This is a genomic window from Chryseobacterium sp. SIMBA_028 (assembly GCF_046535285.1).
GTDB lineage: Bacteria > Bacteroidota > Bacteroidia > Flavobacteriales > Weeksellaceae > Chryseobacterium.
Genome location: NZ_JAWRWZ010000002.1, coordinates 341,434 through 360,883, shown reverse-complemented (window position 1 = coordinate 360,883; position 19,450 = coordinate 341,434). Strand labels below are relative to the sequence as shown.

Here is a 19,450-nt window from a genome sequence, read left to right as displayed (position 1 = left end):
TATTTTTTTATGAGTTTCTAGAGTTGAGATACTTTTGCCACTCCCAAGTTGTTCTTAAGGATTCTTCAAGTGAGGTTTCGGACTTCCATCCAAGCTCGGTTTCAGCTTTACCGGGATTGGCATAGGCAATGGTAATATCCCCTTCTCTTCTTCCACAGACCTGATAAGGTACCTCTACATTATTTGCTTTCTCAAAAGCTTTAACTACTTCCAAAACAGAAGATCCCTTTCCTGTTCCCAAATTATAAGTATCAATCAATGCTTCTTCAGACTGGTCGTTCATAAGTTTTTTCAGGGCAGCAACATGGGCTTTTGCCAGATCCACCACATAAATATAATCACGAACAGCGGTTCCGTCTACTGTGGGATAATCATCTCCCCAAATACTTAATTTTTCACGTATTCCTGCAGCAGTCTGCATTACGTAAGGAACCAGATTATTAGGAATACCAACTGGTAATTCTCCAAGTTTTGCAGATGGATGTGCTCCAATGGGATTAAAATATCTTAATAACGAAATTTTTCGGTTGTATGCTTTGGCAAAATCAATAAGGATCTCTTCTCCCATTTGTTTGGTCTTTCCATAAACGCTTTCAGGCATTTTCAAAGGAGTATTTTCATCAATCGGCATCACCTCAGCTTGTCCATATACAGTACATGATGAGCTGAAAATAAAGTTGGAAATTCCTCTTTCCTTAAACTCCTGTAAAATATTGATAAGGGAAAACAGATTATTTTCATAGTAGTCCACTGGCTTTATCTGGCTCTCTCCTACTGCTTTTAAAGCAGCAAAATTAATACAGCCATCAATCTGGTGTGCATCAAAAACCTGATTAAGCAATTCTTTTCGCTTTAGATCAAAGGGATAAAAAACCGGCTTTTTACCTGAAATTTCCTCAATATTTTTTAAAATAAATCTTTCTGAATTGGATAAATCATCTACAATAACCACTTCAAAGCCGTTATTAAGAAGTTCTACTACCGTATGAGAACCAATGTATCCAAGTCCTCCTGTAACAAGTATTGCCATTTTTATTTTTTAAGCTTCCTTTTTTCCTATGTTTTCTATTTCGTTAGCTACCTCATATTCTTTCACTTTAAACACATTAACAATAATCAAAATTAATATGAATGAAACTGAAAGTTTAAAACTAAAATGTTCTAAAACATAATATCCATTTAAAAATCCCAACAGTAAGGGATATCCTAAAATAATTATGGATAAATATAAACTAAGGTTTAGAAACAAGACAGCTTTATCATATTTTTCAATCAAATTAATGAATGCAAATGCATTAATAACAAGTGAAATACAGATAACCAATGTTTTAAATATGCTGAAATTATTAAATAATTTCAAAATTGAAAGTGCAGATATTATAAAAAGCAGTAAGCTGGTAATTACAGCTACGTAATAAACCAGCCTATGTTTAAATATCTTTCTTTTCATTATTTCATAAACTCAAGCACCGCATCTGTAATATACTTCAACTGCTCTTCGTCTAATTCTGTATGCATTGGCAGAGAAACTACCTGATCCAGAAGTTTGTCTGTATTCACAAAATCTGCATCATTACTTTCCTGGAAGTAAGCTTTCTGTTTTCTTAAAGCCACTGGGTAGTAAATCATTGCAGGAATTTCTTTTTCTGTAAGGAATTTCTGAAGTTCATTACGCTTCCCGTTCAGGATTCTTAGGGTATATTGGTGGAATACGTGAGTAGAACTCTCAGATCTTTTTGGAGTCAGGATATTTGGATGACCTGCAAATGCTTCATCGTAGTAATCTGCAGCCTTTCTTCTTGCCTCATTGTAAGAATCCAAGTGAGGAAGTTTTTTTCTTAAAACTGCTGCTTGAATACTATCTAAACGCGAGTTCACTCCTACTTCATCATGGTAATATCTTTCATACATTCCATGGTTTACAATTCCTCTTAAACGGTGAGCCAATTCGTCATTATTGGTAAAAATAGCACCACCATCACCATAGCATCCCAGGTTTTTTGATGGGAAGAAAGAGGTTGTTCCCACAGTAGACATTGTTCCGGCAAATTTTACCGTTCCGTCAGAAAATGTATATTCTGCACCTATTGCCTGTGCATTGTCTTCAATTACATATAAATTGTGCTCTTCAGCAATTTTAAGGATTTCTTCCATATTGGCACATTGTCCAAATAAATGTACAGGAATAATTGCCTTTGTTTTTGGAGTAATTGCTTTTCTTAAATCATCTGTTGAGATTGTAAATGTATCATAGTCAACATCTACCAAAACAGATTTTAATTTAAGCAAATGGATCACTTCTACTGTTGCAGCAAAGGTAAAATCAGCAGTAATAACCTCATCTCCTTCTTTCAGATCCAATGCCATAAGGGCAATCTGTAATGCATCAGTTCCATTAGCACATGGAATTACGTGCTTTACGTCTAAATAAGACTCCAATTCATTCTGGAAAGACTTTACTTCAGGACCGTTGATAAATGCCGCCGAATCCATTACATTTAAAACTGCATTGTCTACATCATTCTTTATTTTGTAATACTGACTTTGCAAGTCAACCATCTGAATTTTTTTCATAAATAAATATTTCTGTAAAAATAAGGATTTTAAAATCCTATCAAAAATTTTATTGGTTTTTGTTTTTATCTTTATAAAAATAATTTTATGAAAAAAATTTTACTCTTTTGTTTCCTTGCAGGCTGTGCTTATGTATCTGCACAAACGCAGCTTGTGTTTGTATATTTCAAGGACAAGCCCAACAAAGCTGTATTCTTTGCCAATCCACTTTCAGAGCTTTCACAAAAATCACTTAACAGACGTACTGCATTAGGAATACCGCTTAATGACCAGGATGCTCCTGTGGAGCAAACTTACATCCAAAACCTTCAAAACCTGGGATTTACGGTGACGGATTATTCTAAATGGCTTAACGGTGCTGCTGTGAATGCCACCCCTGCTCAAATAATAATTTTACAGGCACAACCTTTTGTACTGTCTGTAGAAAGTTTTGTACGAAACAACTCAACCGGAGGCAACAAAGTTTCTGTTAATAAATGGAAAGATCAGATAACTACCAATAAAAATCTCACCACCTTTGATTATGGCTCTGGAACCGGCCAAATTGACCAGGTAAACATCAGGCCGCTTCATCTTGCAGGGTATACAGGAACAGGGGTTTCCATTGCTGTTATCGACAATGGTTTTCCTACGGTAGATACTGGAAATGCTTTTTTAAGAATGAGAGCCAATAACAGGATAAAGGCAGGTTATGATTTTGTTACCAAGACCAACAATATTTACAATACGTCTTTAAATATCCATGGATCAGTAGTTTTGGGAGCTATTGGCGGTTACCTGGAAAACGTATTTGTAGGTTCAGCTCCTGATGCAGATTTTTACCTCTACAGAAGCGAAGATGCTACCGTTGAGATCCCTGAAGAGGAAATCTACTGGATTGAAGCAGCTGAAGAGGCAGACAGAAAAGGAGTTGAAATCATTACTACATCACTAGGGTATAATGTTTTTGATAACCCTCAGTATAACTATACCTATGCTGATATGAATGGAACCACTTCATTCGTTGCCCGTGGAGCGCAAATAGCTTCGGAAAAAGGAATCTTTGTACTGGCAGCAACAGGAAACTCGGGAGATAAGCCATGGCACTATCTTTTGACTCCGGCAGACAATGCCAAGGTATTCTCTATCGGGGCAGTAGATTCATCAGGAAATTCTTCAGTATTTTCATCTTTTGGTCCCAATTCGCTTAATGTGGTAAAACCTGACGGGAGTGCACAGGGAACAGCAACAGCTACGGTTATAGGTGATGTAGCTTTTACGACCAATGGAACTTCCATTGCCACCCCAATTGCTGCAGGAGGTGTAGCATGCTTCATTCAGGCATTCCCTACTATGAACAGGGAGCAGATAAGAATAAAATTAAGGCAAACGGCTTCTCTTTTTCCTAATCATACGGATCAAATGGGCTTTGGTATCCTTAATTTCGGAAGCCTGTTCAATACTGTTTTAAATACTTCTGAAATTGTAAAAAAAGAAAAATTCGCCATATTCCCCAATCCGACTAAAAACATTCTGACTATTGCATCGGAATTTGAGGTAAAATCATTGGAGATATATGATAATTTGGGAAGGCTCATCAGAAAGGTTAACAGTCAAAAATCCGTCAAAGTGGATGATTTTGCGAAAGGAACCTACTACCTAAAAATTCAAACCAGCGATAAGGTATATTATGAGAAATTCTTAAAGGAATAATTTTTTTGTCTCTTGCAAATTAAGCAGATCATGCAGATACTTATATAGAATTAAGTCTACTGAATCTGTATAATCTGCGAGAGAAATTATGGTTTTTAATAATTATGAGCGAAAGCTTGTGGGTTGTTTAGAATAAAAAAACGGGCCCTAGCCCGTTTCTATTGATAGTAATTATTATTTTGTTACTGAAGTTATTCCTGTTTTAAAAATAACTTAAGCTGAGTTTCTGCTCGCATTAATATTTCCGAATAAAGAACGCGTCACCAGCTTTTCATAGGCTTCTTTATTCCCTTCTCCTTTTTGAATCTTCATTAAAGCATATTGCTGAATACTTAACAATGGAAGTACAATTTTCTCACGGATCTTTACTGATTTTCTTGATAGAGGATCTTCTTCCTGAAGCATTTTAAAGCCTGTAAGTTCCAGCATAATTTCTCTTGAAAGTTCATATTCACTGAAAAGAACGTTCCAGAAAGCTCCGAACTTCGGATTATTTCTGATATAATAAGTCAGAGGAAAATAAGACTTGTTCATGCTCATCATAGAGTTCAAAACTAAGGTTTTAAAGAAATCTGAACCTTTGTACAGTTCTCTTACTTCTTCAAACCTTCCCTGCTCTTTCATTTTCTGCATCGCATATCCAAAACCGAAAAATCCGGGTACATTCTGCTTCAATTGCGACCATGAACCCACAAAAGGAATTGCCCGTAAGTCTTCAAACTTCAATTCGCTTCCATTTCCTCTTTTGGATGGGCGACTTCCGATATTTGTTTTTCCATAATATTCCAGTGTACTCATCTCCTGAAGATAAGGAACAAACATTGGGTGAGCTTTTAGGTCCGAATATTTTTGGTAACTGATATTTGCCAATTCAATAATTAATGCTCTTTCTTTTTCAGTGAGATCTTTTTTAGCATTTTTAAAAACATCGTTTTCAACTCCGGCTGTCAAAAGCTGTTCAAAATTATATTTTGCCTGCTCTTTATTTCCGAAAATACTGGTAATCGTCTGCCCCTGAATTGTTAGTTCAATCTTATTATTGGCAATTGTTTTCCCTTGTGAAGCATAGAAATCGTGAGTTTTACCCCCTCCTCTTGCCGGTGGGCCTCCTCTACCATCAAAGAATACGACCTTGATGTTATTCTGCTCTGAAAGTTGAGTTAAAACTTCCTTAGCTTTATAGATTTCCCAGTTTGCTTTTAAATATCCACCATCCTTGGTTCCATCGGAGAAGCCAAGCATTATAGTCTGCTGATTTCCTCTTTTCTCAAGGTGTTTTTTATAAATAGGATTGTGATACAATTCATTCATCACATTTTCAGCATTGGCAAGCCCTTCCATGGTTTCAAAAAGCGGAACAATATCCATATTGATTGCCTCATCCTGATAGCCGCAGATTTTAAAGAATGCATACACATTCATCACATCTTTTACAGCATCGGAATTGGAAATAATATAGCGGTTCATCCCCCTCAATCCATTTAAATCCTGAATTTTAGAAACTTGTGAAACCGTCAGCAATGTATCTTTTACAATATCTTCAAAATCATCAGCATGTACAGCGTGTGAAACTTGAATCAATTTATTAAATTTCTCCTCATCATCGGCATTCTCGGTTCCGTATACTTTTGCAAATACCGTATCAATTACCTGTTGATGAATCCTGCTGTCCTGTCGGATATCCAATGTAGCAAAGTGAGTCCCAAAAATCTTCACTCGATCTCTGAAATTAGCCAAAAGATCTAAAAACAAGGAATTATGCTCATTGATCAATATTTTTTCGGCTTCATCAGTTTTCTTTAAGATTGCTTCTGCTGTAATACTTTTCCCATCAAAAATCGCAGCATACAATTCTTCACTTAATTGTGTTAAAACCTCTGAAACTCCTCTGAAGCTTAATCTTCTTCTGATGAATTTTAAATGGCTGTAATAAGATTTCAGTATCGCTGAACGAAGTTCTTCTGCTACTCTTTTGGTAACATCTGCTGTCACAAAAGGATTTCCATCTCGGTCTCCTCCCGGCCAGAAACCAAGCTGAATAATATCTTCATGCAAATGGAAATGATCGTTTCCAAAGGTCTTTTTTATCTTCGTAAACAATTCTCCAATGGTATCATAATAGACATACCTCAGATAGGAAATAATGCTTAATGCTTCATCAACAGGAGTGGGCTTTTCTTTGTTCACAAAAGGGGTTTTCCCTAACTGTTGCAAAAGCATATCAATCTGTGTAACGGAATCACTGGTAATGGCTCCTCTCAGATCCTGAATAATCCTTTGTACTGAGCTTGGATAAAACTGAGTTGGATGGGCCGTAAATACAACCTTAACGCTAAAATCTTTTAATTTTTCACGTACTTTTTCAATTTTATGATCCTGAAAAGAACGTTCGAAAAGATTAGTCACTGTTCCGCTGTCACTTTCTGAATGCAGATTTGGAAATGCAGCATCTTCAATACTATCGAACAAAACTACCTGTCTTTCTATATACTGGATAATCTTAAAAAGCAGCTCAAGTTTTTGTTCTTCGGTCTGAAGATCAGTATGGTTTTTAAAAAATTCTTCGACGATTTCTTCAGGGGTTTTTCCTGCGTCATAGCCTGTTTTGCTTTCCTCATACAGGAACGGGAGAAGCATTCCGATATTCGTCATTTTATCATAGGGCAGGCTCATAAATAATGAATTGTAGATCTGGAATTTGTTCTCCACGATCTGCCTGAATTTTTCTGTGCGTTGGTCGTGTCTCATAGTAACAAATGTAAGTGATTTTAGAATGAGTTGAATTGACAAATGACAAAAATTAAGGGCTAAAAGCAAAAAATATTAGAATGTTTTTTTACAGTCGTTTTCCTCAATTAAACATTTTGTAACTTTGATTTTTAAATTAATTCATAAATATAATCATCACAATCTCTGAAGTTATATTAAGAATTATTCAAATACGTTTCTATGGGGTACATCAGAGAATATTACGAACAAATTGTAAAGCTGCAGGAATCAGAATGGGCTTTTATTGCAGGTCATTTCCAAAGAAAAGTCTACGCAAAAAATGATATCATTACCCAACAAGGTGATACAGAAAACTACCTATCCTTTATAGAATCAGGGTTGGTAAGGTTTTATATTCCTGATGATGAACATGGCTATACTTTCAGCTTCAGCTTTGAGAAAGAATTCACCTGTGCCTATGACTCTTTTCTTACCCAAACCCCATCGGAATATGAAATGCAGGCTCTCACAGAAACTTTAGTATGGCAAATTTCTTATGACGACCTACAGAAGATTTACAATCAGACGAATGTGGGAAACCATTTGGGACGTTTCGCTTCTGAAAAATTGTTTTTAGCTAAAAGTAAAAGAGAACTTTCTCTTTTAAAACTTACAGCCAAGCAGCGCTACCTGAAACTATTTACAGAACAACCTGAACTACTTCAACGTGTTCCCTTGAAATATATAGCGTCTTATATTGGCATTACTCCGCAGGCTTTAAGCAGAATTCGAAGGCAGATTAATTAACATAGGTTCATTGCATATCTTTCCCTTTCTGAGGAACTTTGCAGGAAAATAATTTAATGAATTTATCTATTATAGCCTATGGCAACCGTATTTTAAAACAAAAATGTATAGAGGTTAAGGAGAATACGCCTGAAATACAGACTCTCATTGCGGATATGTGGGACACCATGAATCTGGCTAATGGCTGTGGTCTCTCCTCTTCTCAAATTGGAAAACCTTTACAACTCTTTGTTGTGGATAGTAAGGTTGCTTTTGAAAATCTTGATTCTGAAGATAAAATCCTGTACTTTGAAAAGAACGACAAGGGAATTGTGGAAACTTTTATCAACGCCAGAATCATTAACAGTTCTGAGGAAAGATGGGATGATTATGAGGGATGCTTAAGTATCCCCGGATTATCTCAAAAAGTAACAAGACCCTGGGAAATCACCATTGAGTATCAGAATCAGGATTTCACCCTGCAAACAAAAACCTTTACCGGATTAACGGCCAGAATCATCCAACATGAATACGATCATACCCAGGGAATTTTATATACTGATCGGTTGAAACCTCTTACAAGAAAACTGATAGAATCAAAATTGAAAAAGATTATCAACGGAAATGTTTCAACAAGCTATCCAATGAAGTTTATTTAAATCCGGAATCATTAAGTTTTTGTAAATTTGCCTCTGAAAACACTTTCTTTATGAAAATAGTCATCACTCTTTCCCTGATCCTATCCAATCTGTTTTGTGCACAGATCAAGGTTCCTGATGATTATAAGAAAATCCCAGACATTCTGGATACTACAGACTATCTCTACCCTTTTATTGTGCCCGATAAAGAATATGAATACTGGATAGTGCTAACCAATGACATTGACTTTGAAAAGGCAATCGTATATGAAAGTCAGGCACCAGATTTTATGACCATCAATGAACCTGTTCCTGAAAGAGGCTTTTTTCAGAAATGCATGGGCAACAATTGCTTCACCTATATTCTTGCGTGTAAAAAAGACAGATCTGTTTATTTTTCCAATGAGCAACAGTTAAGAGATTTTATTGGTAAGATTGATAATCTTCCGGAAGCTATTTTATTGGCTAAAACCTATGGCTACTCAATTGATCCCAAAAACAAATTTACCGGTTCTTATAAAATTGAAGACAATCGTATTTCCATGTATGCTCTGCAGTCTAAAGGATGCCCTGTTACCAAAGAATCTTTTTTAATTACCATCAACAGAGAAACCGGAAAACTGGAAGCTAAAAGCAATGGGATTTATTCCAAAAATGAAGATTGCTCAGCTTTATAGTAAAAGCTGTCATTTGTTGGAAAATCGCAAGGACGCAAAAAATTTCACAAACTTCATGTTTTAGGACTCAAGGATTTTATCACTGATAAAATTTATGAGTCGTTACCTTAAAAGCATTGTAGTATAAAGGTCATTTTTTTATGTCTTTACGATTTTCAACAAGATTAAGTTTAAATATTTACAGCACCTTGTCCGGATGCTATCAAGTAAGCTTCTTTTAAGGTTTCAGAATAAGTAGGATGTGCATAAGACATACGGAACATATCTTCTGCTGTCACCTCATACTCCTGAGCAATTACCCCTTGTGCAATAAGGTCAGCAGCCCTTGCACCAATAATATGCACCCCTAGTACCTCACCATATTTCGGGTCAACAAGCACTTTGGCAAAACCGTCCGTATCCATTGAAGCCCTTGCTCTGGCACTCGCAGAAAACGGAAACTTTCCTACATTATAGGCTATATTATTCTTTTTCAGATATTCTTCGGTATATCCAACGGATGCCACCTCAGGCCAGGTATATACAACAGAAGGAATTCTATCATAATGAATATGATGCTTCTGCCCATTAATAGTCTCTGCCACCAGAACACCCTCTTCTTCTGCTTTATGAGCCAGCATAGCACCACCAATTACATCTCCAATAGCATAGATGGTAGAAACAGAGGTCCGGTTATTTTCATCTACCTTAATAAATCCTCGCTCATCTAACTTTACATCTGTATTGTCCAGGCCTAATCCTTTTACATAAGGACTTCTTCCGACTGCTACCAAAATATAGTCCGCTTCCAGTTCATGATCATCTCCATTTTTATCCTTAAAAAATACTCTGGCAACAGAATCTGAACTTTCAGCTTTATAAACAGCCTGATTGAGACGAATATCAATTCCCTCTTTTTTAAGTATTTTTTGAAGATTTTTTCCCAATTCATGATCCATTGCGGCAATCAGGTGATCTCCATATTCAAGAATTATTACCTGTGTTCCGATACGACTGAAGATAGACGCCATTTCCACTCCGATCACACCACCACCAATAATAATCATGGTTTCAGGTTTTTCTTTTAAAGATAATGCCTCAGTAGAAGTAATGATCCTTTTCTTATCAATTACTACCCCGGGAATGGTTGATGGCTTTGAACCTGTTGCTATAATGTAATTATTGGCAGTAATCTCCTTAGATTCTGTTTCATTAATAATTTTTATAACAGAATTATTGATGAAGCTTGCTGTACCTTTCAAACGGGTAATTTTATTTTTATTCATTAAAAAGTCAAGACCACTGGTATTTTTTCCAACAACTTCAGATTTTCGGTGGTACATCTGGGAAAAATCGAGTTCTACTCTATCTAGTTTAATTCCGTGATCTTTAAATTTATGATGAGCATCTGCATAATGATGCGTACTATCCAGCAAAGCCTTTGTAGGAATACACCCTACGTTGGTACAGGTGCCTCCCAGAGTATCATACTTTTCTATAATCACTGTTTTGTAACCAAGCTGTGCGCTTCTTATGGCTGCAACATATCCTCCAGGTCCCGAGCCGATCACGGCAACATCATAATTTTCCATTTGATTTATTAATTTTTTATGATTAAATTTACTTGCAAAATAAAAGTAAAATTAAGATAAATACTTTCATTTTGCAAGTAATATTTTTAAAATTAAAATAATGGGTAAAAAAAGATCAGACTGCCCCATCAGTTGCTCCTTGGAAATATGGGGTGATAAATGGTCACTCTTAATCATTCGTGACCTGATGATTAAAAAAGAATGTACCTATGGAGAATTCTTAAAAGCGGATGAAAAAATTGCCACCAATATTTTGGCAACCAGGCTTCAAACACTATTGGAAAACGGAATTATAGATAAAAAGGATCATCCAGACAATAAATTGAAAATCCTCTATCATCTTACCGAAAAAGGGATTGATCTGGTTCCGGTTATTGTAGAAATCAACCTTTGGGGAGACCAGTATCTAACCATTCCGGATGACAGAAAGAAATTATTGGAGGATATTAAAAAAGACAAGGTAGATTTTATAAAAAGAGCAAAGGTCTATCTTTCCGGTAATCATTAAATCTTACCATTGTGTATGACAGACAATTGCCGTGACTTTGCTGTAAAATAAACTCTCAATAGCTTTCATGAAACGTAATGATAGCTATTTTAAAATTTCATTAACTCAATTTTCCTTTTTCATTCCGTAAATTTGGGTTAAAATAAATTTAGAACAATGCTTAATTTCGAACTTAAAAATCCAACAAAAATACTTTTCGGGAAAGGTGAAATTGCTAAAATTTCAAAGGAAATTCCTCAGGATGCTAAAATATTAATGATCTATGGTGGTGGAAGCATCAAAAACAATGGAGTGTATGATCAGGTAAAGGAAGCTTTAAAGGATCATGATCTGTATGAGTTCGGTGGAGTCCCTGCCAACCCTGAATATGAAGTGTTGATCAACGCATTAAGCTTCATTAAGGAAAACAACATCAATTATCTTCTTGCTGTAGGTGGTGGATCTGTGATTGATGGCACTAAATTTATCTCTGCAGCAGCCAATTACAATGGTGAGCCTTGGGAAATTCTAACCAAGCAAGTAAGAACTTTTGAAGGAGAAGGAATGCCTTTCGGAACTATTTTAACGCTTCCGGCAACAGGTTCTGAGATGAATTCGGGATATGTAATTTCAAGAAGAGAAACCAATGAGAAGCTATCTTCGGGTGGTCCCGGACTTTTCCCCCAGTTTTCGGTTTTAGATCCTGAAGTAATCAAATCTATTCCTAAAAATCAAATTGTAAATGGCCTTACAGATGCCTATACCCATGTGTTGGAACAATATATGACAGCTCCATCTTCTGCTGATCTTCAGGAAAGAATTGCAGAAAGTATCTTAATAAGTATTCAGGAAACAGCTCCGAAAGTATTGGCAGATGATTTCAATTATGATGCAGCAGGAAACTTTATGTGGTGTTGTACAATGGCTTTAAACGGATTGATTCAGAAAGGAGTCATCACAGACTGGGCTGTACACGCCATGGGCCATGAGCTGACAGCTTATTTTGGTATAGACCATGCCAGAACATTGGCTATCATTGCTCCATCTCACTACCGTTACAATTTTGAAGACAAAAAAGGAAAATTGGCTCAGTATGCAGAAAGAGTATGGGGAATTAAGGATGGAACTGTAGAGGAAAAAGCTGAACTGGGAATTAAAAAACTGGAAGAATTCTTCCACAGCCTGCATATCAAAACCAAGCTTTCAGAATATACAGAAGATTTCAAAGGCACTGCAGAAAGAGTAGAAAAAGCCTTTACAGACAGAAATTGGCTAGGTCTTGGAGAGTACAAGAAATTGACCCCTCAGGATGCTTCCAAAATTGTGGAAATGAGTTATTAATAACTTCTTGAATAAAATAATATATAAAAGCGGACCAAGGTTCGCTTTTTTTAATGCTTACTAACAGAATCTTTTTAATAATTTATGCCTACCCTATCTCAGGGTGTTTCAAATTATCTTATTTACAAACATTTGTTTAAAAAATCATTATTTCATTACAAATATTTCAAATTTATTTATATTTTAGCATATTCTTAAAATTTGTGAAAATGAAAAAACAACTACTTTTATTTGCCTTTTCTGCTTTGGCATTGACTTCTTGTAATGATGATAACCTTCAAGCCTATGAAATGGACATAATGAAGGGAGATTGGAAAGAAGTGAAGAGAGAAGTAATTTCCGGAAAGGATAATAAAACAGTTCTTCAAACCGATGTTTTGACAGGATGTGCAACAAAAAATACTCTTTTCTTCAGAACAGATTTTTATATCAGCTACACGGGTTATGTAGGAACTGGTGCAGATTGTCAGATCCTTGCAAAAAGCGAAGGGGAATATACCTATGACCAAGAAACCAAGCTTTTAGGCATCAAGTTTGACAAAGAAGAAAATATGAAATACAAGGTTGATATTTTGACAGGTCAAGATCTTAGACTGGCACAACAATTTGGCAATTATGATCGAGATGGGGATAAAATACCGGATGTCACGTATATTACTTACAAAAGATAAACTCTAAACTCCCGATGATCGGGAGTTTTTTATTACTTTTATCTCAAATTTTAAATCTGAAAATAATGAAGAAGATTCTAACAGCCTTTCTATTGCTGTGTTTTACTATTGCCTTTTCTCAGGAAAAAAAGCCCATGTTCTGGCAGGACATTCAAGAGTTCAAAAAACAGGATCAGCAGAATCCACCATCCCGAGATGCCATTTTATTTTTAGGAAGCTCTTCCTTTACCAAATGGACAGATGTTGCTGATTATTTCCCAACTAAGACAATTATCAACAGAGGCTTCGGTGGTTCAAGGCTTACCGATCTCAATTATTTTGCTGATGATCTTTTAGCGCCTTATCAGCCTAAACAGATTATTATATATTGTGGGGAAAATGACTTTGCAGACAACCATCAGTTGAAAGCTCAAAAAGTTGTTAAAAGATATAAAACCCTTTACAGAAAGATCCGTGAAAGATTTCCTAATATTGAAGTAGACTACATCTCTATAAAATATTCTCCGAGCAGAGAGAAGCTTTGGCCACAAATGAAAGAAGCCAATAAAAGGATTTCCGCTTTCATGAAAAAGGAACCTAATGCTGAGTTTATTGATGTTACCAAGGCAATGGAAGATGCCAACGGAAATGTTAGAAAAGACATTTTCGTGGAAGATATGCTCCATTTTAAGCCTGAGGGCTACCAAATCTGGACTAAGGTAATGAATCCTTATATGAAATAATCTATAATCATGAAATAAAAAAAGACTCCCGAGTGGGAGTCTTTTTTTGTATTATTTCTTTCTTTTCGATTTAGATATCGCTTTTTGTTGTGATCTGTTGGCTCCAAATTTCTTAGGTGCCTTTCTTTTTGATGGACCACCCCAGTTCTCTTTAGTATTCTTCGCCTTTTTATCGTGGAAAGCTCCTCCTCCATCATTCAGTTTTACCTGAACCGGATTTTTCATCACCACCTCATCTTTCTCAGAAGCAATTTTATTAGGATTGATTTTCACACCCTCCGGGAACTCGTTAAACTTTAATTCCTTGTCCATCAATAGTTCAATATCAAGAATTAAAGGCTCTTCCTTTTTAGTTACAAAAGTCACGGCCTTACCTTCTTTATCCGCTCTACCAGTTCTACCGATTCTGTGAATATACTGTTCAGGGATATCAGGTGTCTCAAAGTTGATAACGTGGGTAATATTTGAGATATCCAGACCTCTTGCCATTACATCCGTAGTGATTAGCCCTCTGATTTCTTCATTTTCAAAGCTCTTCATCGCTTTAAGTCTATAGTTTTGAGACTTATTGGAGTGAATCACGTCAAACTGCTCTGGAAAAAGCTCATCAATCTTCGTAAAAAGCAAGTCTGCATGCTTTTTATTGTTATTAAAAATCAACACCTTGGACATGTCTGTATTATTCTTCAATAAATGCTCAAGTAAATTGATTTTAGTATTGAAGTTTTCAACTTTATAGGCAGTCTGTTCTATTTTTTCAAGCGGTGTCCCTGATTTTGCCAATGAAATTTCTATCGGACTTGCAAAATATTCATCCAACATATCATCTACAGCTTCTGTCATGGTTGCAGAAAAAAGAATATTTTGTCTCTTCCCTTTCATCATTTCAAAAATGTGAGTCAACTGTGGTCTGAAACCAAGGTTAAGCATTTCATCAAACTCGTCAATGATAAGCTTCTGAACTTCTTTCAGGGAAATTGCATTGTCTATGGAAAGGTCCATCACTCTACCAGGAGTTCCTACTAAAATATCACAACCATCATTAAATAATAATTTCTGGGTATTGATATTTTTCCCACCGTATATTCCAATTACTCTTGCTGTAATATTTTCTGTCAGTTTCTCAATGATTTCGGTTACCTGTACCACCAATTCTCTTGTAGGAACAAGTACTAAAACAGTTGGATTTCCTGTTTTATTATACTTCCAAGTCTTTAGAACAGGTAAAAGATAGGCCAATGTTTTCCCCGTTCCTGTCTGTGCAATTCCCATTACATCTCGCCCGGAAAGGATAGGCTTTAAACTTTTCTCCTGAATAGGGGTAGGCTCAAATAATTCTAAATCCGCTAAAACATCAAGAATCTTAACCGGCAGGTCAAAATCTGCAAAAGTGAGTTTTTCCATTTTGCAAAGATAGGTATTAATATGTAGAATTTAAAATCAGGTTTAAAAGGGGCCAGATGATAGGTTACAGGCTCCCATTACCAACCCTTAGATTGGCATAATCACTTTTTTAACTTTTATCTTTTCTACTTTCTGGTTACCCTCAACAAGAGTATCAAAACTAAAATAACTGAAAAAACAAATCCTAAAACTGCAACAACAGACAACTCACCAATTCTTGGACCTGATTCTGAAGTAAATACTATAGAGGTTGCTATGATATTTGCCCCCAGTATCATGGCTAAAATTAAATTGACAACACTGGACTTTATAAGTTGGTTAGTCTTTTCTATATTTTTTATTTCACTGGAGACTGTGAACTTATTTTCATCGAGCTTTTGGAGCACAGAACGAAGTTCCTTGGGGATTTCATCTACATTATCTGTAAAATTCATCATCCTGTCCATTCCAGTTTTTAAAAGGTTCTTTGGGCTGATTTTTTTTGTAAATATTTTTCGGGTATAGGGATGAAGACTTTTTACAATGTCCAGATCCGGATTAATATTTCTTCCTACTCCCTCTATCAGGCTGATTCCTTTAAATAAAAGATAAAAATAATCAGGCATATAAAGTCTGTTATCTTTTAAAATATCCTTCATCTTATTGATGATCACCTGAACATTGATTTCCTGCAATGAGGAACTGTGAACAAAATTCAGGATGTCTTCCACATCATTTTCAAACCTCCTTTCATCCGGAATTTCATAGCTTACGGCCATTTTTTTAAGATAACGAACTATTTTATGTGGATTTTTGGCAACAAAGCTTACAATCAGGTTTTCAAGAATTTCCTTATCATTAGGCTGAATCTTTCCTACGGCACCAAAATCTATAAAGACAATCTTACCGTCTTTTTTCACGAGAATATTTCCAGCATGCGGATCTGCGTGAAAGAAACCATAATCCAGAATCTGAGAAACAAAAAGTCTTAATCCTGTTTCAGAAACTTTTACAGGGTCAATATTATTTGCTAAAAGAACTGATTTATCCGTCACCTTAATTCCATCAATGAATTCCATACAAAGAATATTATTGTTGGAAAATTCATCATATACTTTAGGGACATAGGTTTCTTTATTATTTTTAAAATTAAGACGAAACTGTTGAATATTATTCTTTTCGTTGATCAGGGATACTTCTTCCAATAATGATCTTTCGAAAGTTGAAATGGCCTGTTTCAGATTAAGTTTTTCGCCTATTTCTGAATAGGCAGATATTAATTTTTCAATATCCTTTATTAAAAGTAAATCATCTTCAATAACAGACTGTACATCTGGTTTTCTCAATTTTAAAATTACCGGACTGCCATCCAGCAAAACCGCCTTATAAACTTGTGCGATGGAAGCCGTAGCCAATGGCTTTTTTTGAATTTCCAGGAAATGGTCTTTCACTGAGATATTGAATTCGCTCTCCAGTGCTTCTTCCACATCCATGTCTACCGTTTCTACCTTGTCCTGTAATTTCTGTAACTCTTGAATCAGTTCCGGTGGGAGTAAATCTTCCCTATTACTGAATGTTTGACCAAGTTTTACAAAGGTAGGCCCCAGCTCTTCAAGAGCCAGCCTGATTCTTTCATAAACGGTCCCTTTTGAAATAATCTCATCCGAATTTGAGGTTTCTTCCTGCTTATTCCCTCCGTTCATTCTTGCCAGCATATCCTTAAAACCATATTTGCTTAATACGGAAATAAGTCTGGCGGATCTTTTCAATTTTCTTTGCTGCTTGTCAAACATAGTGTATGTATAGTAGGTGCAATTTACTCCAAAAACTGTTCCCAACTCTACTTTTATAAAAGTGCTTACTAAAAAAACTACCAGCACACTGATAGTTTTTCATATAATTAATCCTTAAGATCTATGATGATAATTTCATATTACTTGCTTCTAATTTTCCTGTTTTTGCTCTAACAAGATCAAATGAAACTTTTTGTCCCTCGGATAAAGTTGTTATTCCTACTGCTTTTAATGCAGAATAATGAACAAAAATATCTACACTGCCATCATCAGGAGAAATAAATCCATATCCCTTTGATTCATTATACCATTTAACTGTACCTGTCATATTTTTATATTAAATATTAGTATTTTTTTTAATTCAACCTATTTTAGGGTTCACTTACTACTCTCATATTTCTACCCGGAGTGATAAAGCCATAGTATTTTTTCAGTGTTATACCATTTTACAATTCATTTTTGTATAGCTTTTAGTTTTTTATTAATGACTAAATATAATGATTTCAAAATAATTTATTGAAAAATCAAACACATAATCAACATATTACAAAATAAAAAATAATCATAAACACAAAAATCCACCATTAGTGATAAAACTTAATATATTTTTCTATATTTACATCGTACAAATATCAAAACAAACCAATAAAAGTATTACACTATGAAAAATTTACGTAACAGCAAACTTTCAAGAGAACAATTAAAGAACGTTTCAGGAAGTGGAATCATTATCGGTGGTAAGTGCTCACATCAGTGCTGCCCTACTGACGGACTTCCACAATGCCCGGGCTTAATTTGTCCTGCAGTGGTTTGCCCACAGTATAAATAATACGCTCAATAAATTTTAGGTAAAATAAAAACAGAATGCTTTCGCATTCTGTTTTGCTATTTAAGATAGGTTTCATAAAGGTCTTTTCTTCGGTCTTTCATCACCTGAACGGAACCGTTGTGATGGAGATCTTTCAATAAGTTCAAGTCTACATCTACAATCAATGTCATTTCTGTATTGGGTGTAGCTTCTCCTTTCACAGCATTGGAAGGAAAGGCAAAATCTGACGGCGTAAATACTGCAGCCTGCCCAAACTGAATATCCATATTATTTACTTTCGGAAGGTTACCCACACAGCCTGCGATTGCTACATAGCATTCATTTTCTATGGCTCTAGCCGCGGCACAGTGGCGTACTCTCATGTAAGCATTCTGTGTATCCGTAAGGTAAGGAACAAACAAGATCTTCATTCCCTGATCTGCCAAAATCCTTGGTAATTCAGGAAATTCTACGTCGTAGCATATGACAAGGCCTATCTTACCACAATCTGTATCAAAGACCTTTATTTCATTACCTCCTTTCATTCCATAATACCTCTTTTCATTGGGAGTAATGTGAATTTTTCGGTATTCATCTATACGTCCATCACGGTGCAAAAGATAGCTTACGTTATACAAATCATTATTATCGTTATCAAAAACAGGCATGCTTCCGGAGATAATGTTCACATTATAACTGATGGCCAATTCTGAAATTTTCTTTTTGATATCTTCAGTAAGTTTAGCCAGTTCTATCATACTATCTCTTTCTGAAAGTTTGTTGAAAGGAGCCAGTAACGGTGTATTGAACAACTCTGGGAAAAGCACAAAATCCGATTTGTAGTCTCCCATTACATTCACAAAGAACTCGACCTGTTCATAAAATGCTTCTATATCTTTAAAATGTCGCATTTGCCACTGTACCAAACCGAGGCGAATGATACTATCCTGCATGGTATTAGGACTTTTGCTATAGTAAATATTATTCCACTGCAAAAGAACAGCGTTTTCATGTGAAGCTTCATCTTCGGGAAGATACTTTTTCAGAACTCTGATCGGAAGAAAATTATTAGAAAGCTGAAAAGATAAAACGGGATCATAAATCTCCTTATCTCTTACTCTTCGTATATATTCTCTTGGAGAAAGTTCGTGGCTGTATTTGTGATAATTTGGGATTCTTCCACCAAGAACAATCGATTTTAAGTTTAATAATTCACAAAGTTCTTTTCGGGCATCATACAACCTTCTTCCGAGACGAAGTTCACGGAATTCCGGATCTACAAAGACTTCTATTCCATATAAAACATTCCCTGTAGATAAATGGGTATTAAAAGTATAGTTCCCTGTTATGTCACTATAGGTATGATCGTCTCCAAATTCATCATAATTAACAATAATGGAAAGTGCCACGGCAGCTAGTTTTCCGTCTACGGTAATGCAGATTTGCCCATTGGGAAACATTTTTGTCAGTTTTTCAATACTTTTTTTGGACCAAATGGATTCCGACATCTGTGGATAAGCCCTTTTCATTGTTTCCGCCAATTCATTATAATCCTGAAGCGTCAGGTTTCTTGTATCTATTTGCATTTGATGTAATTT

At 35.6% G+C, this 19,450-nt stretch carries 18 protein-coding genes; 9 read left to right on the top strand and 9 right to left on the bottom strand.

The window, feature by feature from the left end:
• Nucleotides 1–7 precede the first annotated feature (7 nt).
• The 3 genes from galE to SCA31_RS03805 are packed head-to-tail and all read right to left on the bottom strand — an operon-like array spanning nucleotide 8 to nucleotide 2,574.
• Nucleotides 8–1,030 (bottom strand): UDP-glucose 4-epimerase GalE, encoded by a 1,023-nt coding sequence (gene galE / locus SCA31_RS03815; protein ID WP_410695519.1) that lies wholly within the window; start codon nucleotides 1,028–1,030, stop codon nucleotides 8–10.
• A gap of 9 nt (nucleotides 1,031–1,039) precedes the next feature.
• The gene (locus SCA31_RS03810; protein ID WP_410695518.1) at nucleotides 1,040–1,450 is read right to left on the bottom strand and encodes a hypothetical protein; all 411 of its coding nucleotides are present in this window, start codon (nucleotides 1,448–1,450) and stop codon (nucleotides 1,040–1,042) included.
• Nucleotides 1,450–2,574 (bottom strand): DegT/DnrJ/EryC1/StrS family aminotransferase, encoded by a 1,125-nt coding sequence (locus SCA31_RS03805; protein ID WP_410695517.1) that lies wholly within the window; start codon nucleotides 2,572–2,574, stop codon nucleotides 1,450–1,452. The genes SCA31_RS03810 and SCA31_RS03805 overlap by 1 nt, the downstream gene beginning before the upstream one ends.
• Before the next feature lie 87 nt (nucleotides 2,575–2,661).
• On the opposite strand from SCA31_RS03805, the gene SCA31_RS03800 reads away from it, so the two are divergent.
• Nucleotides 2,662–4,266 carry a S8 family peptidase gene (locus tag SCA31_RS03800; protein WP_410695516.1) on the top strand — a complete coding sequence of 535 codons (1,605 nt, stop codon included), beginning with the start codon at nucleotides 2,662–2,664 and terminating at the stop codon, nucleotides 4,264–4,266.
• Between the two features lie 213 nt (nucleotides 4,267–4,479).
• Here the strand turns inward: SCA31_RS03800 and SCA31_RS03795 are convergent, their stop codons facing one another.
• Nucleotides 4,480–7,014 carry a phosphoenolpyruvate carboxylase gene (locus tag SCA31_RS03795; RefSeq protein WP_410695515.1) on the bottom strand — a complete coding sequence of 845 codons (2,535 nt, stop codon included), beginning with the start codon at nucleotides 7,012–7,014 and terminating at the stop codon, nucleotides 4,480–4,482.
• A 201-nt stretch (nucleotides 7,015–7,215) separates the two neighbouring features.
• Between SCA31_RS03795 and SCA31_RS03790 the strand changes: the two genes are divergently transcribed.
• From SCA31_RS03790 to SCA31_RS03780, 3 genes are read left to right on the top strand one after another with little or no spacing between them, the layout of a single operon-like run.
• On the top strand, nucleotides 7,216–7,782 hold the full coding sequence (locus SCA31_RS03790) for a Crp/Fnr family transcriptional regulator (protein WP_332560315.1): 567 nt from the start codon (nucleotides 7,216–7,218) through the stop codon (nucleotides 7,780–7,782).
• A 56-nt stretch (nucleotides 7,783–7,838) separates the two neighbouring features.
• Nucleotides 7,839–8,420, top strand: coding sequence for a peptide deformylase (def, locus tag SCA31_RS03785; RefSeq protein WP_410695514.1), 582 nt, complete (start codon nucleotides 7,839–7,841; stop codon nucleotides 8,418–8,420).
• A 50-nt stretch (nucleotides 8,421–8,470) separates the two neighbouring features.
• Nucleotides 8,471–9,076: a hypothetical protein gene (locus SCA31_RS03780; protein WP_410695513.1), complete on the top strand. Its 606-nt coding sequence runs from the start codon at nucleotides 8,471–8,473 to the stop codon at nucleotides 9,074–9,076.
• Nucleotides 9,077–9,246: 170 nt separating this feature from the next.
• Here the strand turns inward: SCA31_RS03780 and lpdA are convergent, their stop codons facing one another.
• A complete protein-coding gene (gene lpdA / locus SCA31_RS03775) occupies nucleotides 9,247–10,647 on the bottom strand; it encodes a dihydrolipoyl dehydrogenase (RefSeq protein WP_410695512.1) in 1,401 nt (466 codons plus the stop codon).
• 100 nt (nucleotides 10,648–10,747) lie between these two features.
• On the opposite strand from lpdA, the gene SCA31_RS03770 reads away from it, so the two are divergent.
• The 4 genes from SCA31_RS03770 to SCA31_RS03755 all read left to right on the top strand — a co-directional run bounded on the left by SCA31_RS03770 (nucleotide 10,748) and on the right by SCA31_RS03755 (nucleotide 13,868).
• Entirely contained in the window at nucleotides 10,748–11,155 is a 408-nt protein-coding gene (locus tag SCA31_RS03770; RefSeq protein ID WP_410695511.1) for a winged helix-turn-helix transcriptional regulator, read from the top strand.
• A 156-nt stretch (nucleotides 11,156–11,311) separates the two neighbouring features.
• Nucleotides 11,312–12,475, top strand: coding sequence for an iron-containing alcohol dehydrogenase (locus SCA31_RS03765; protein ID WP_410695510.1), 1,164 nt, complete (start codon nucleotides 11,312–11,314; stop codon nucleotides 12,473–12,475).
• Between the two features lie 209 nt (nucleotides 12,476–12,684).
• Nucleotides 12,685–13,146: a lipocalin family protein gene (locus tag SCA31_RS03760; RefSeq protein ID WP_410695509.1), complete on the top strand. Its 462-nt coding sequence runs from the start codon at nucleotides 12,685–12,687 to the stop codon at nucleotides 13,144–13,146.
• 65 nt (nucleotides 13,147–13,211) lie between these two features.
• Nucleotides 13,212–13,868: a GDSL-type esterase/lipase family protein gene (locus SCA31_RS03755; RefSeq protein WP_410695508.1), complete on the top strand. Its 657-nt coding sequence runs from the start codon at nucleotides 13,212–13,214 to the stop codon at nucleotides 13,866–13,868.
• 51 nt (nucleotides 13,869–13,919) lie between these two features.
• Here SCA31_RS03755 and SCA31_RS03750 read toward each other — a convergent pair whose 3' ends face one another.
• The 3 genes from SCA31_RS03750 to SCA31_RS03740 all read right to left on the bottom strand — a co-directional run bounded on the left by SCA31_RS03750 (nucleotide 13,920) and on the right by SCA31_RS03740 (nucleotide 17,372).
• A complete protein-coding gene (locus tag SCA31_RS03750) occupies nucleotides 13,920–15,272 on the bottom strand; it encodes a DEAD/DEAH box helicase (RefSeq protein ID WP_410695507.1) in 1,353 nt (450 codons plus the stop codon).
• 125 nt (nucleotides 15,273–15,397) lie between these two features.
• Nucleotides 15,398–17,131, bottom strand: a complete 1,734-nt coding sequence (locus tag SCA31_RS03745) for an ABC1 kinase family protein (RefSeq protein ID WP_410695506.1) — start codon at nucleotides 17,129–17,131, stop codon at nucleotides 15,398–15,400.
• Nucleotides 17,132–17,165: 34 nt separating this feature from the next.
• The gene (locus SCA31_RS03740) at nucleotides 17,166–17,372 is read right to left on the bottom strand and encodes a cold-shock protein (protein ID WP_410695505.1); all 207 of its coding nucleotides are present in this window, start codon (nucleotides 17,370–17,372) and stop codon (nucleotides 17,166–17,168) included.
• A gap of 333 nt (nucleotides 17,373–17,705) precedes the next feature.
• On the opposite strand from SCA31_RS03740, the gene SCA31_RS03735 reads away from it, so the two are divergent.
• Nucleotides 17,706–17,873: a hypothetical protein gene (locus SCA31_RS03735; RefSeq protein WP_164463030.1), complete on the top strand. Its 168-nt coding sequence runs from the start codon at nucleotides 17,706–17,708 to the stop codon at nucleotides 17,871–17,873.
• Between the two features lie 56 nt (nucleotides 17,874–17,929).
• Here the strand turns inward: SCA31_RS03735 and SCA31_RS03730 are convergent, their stop codons facing one another.
• Entirely contained in the window at nucleotides 17,930–19,438 is a 1,509-nt protein-coding gene (locus SCA31_RS03730; protein ID WP_410695504.1) for a nitrilase-related carbon-nitrogen hydrolase, read from the bottom strand.
• Between the last annotated feature and the right edge of the window lie 12 nt (nucleotides 19,439–19,450).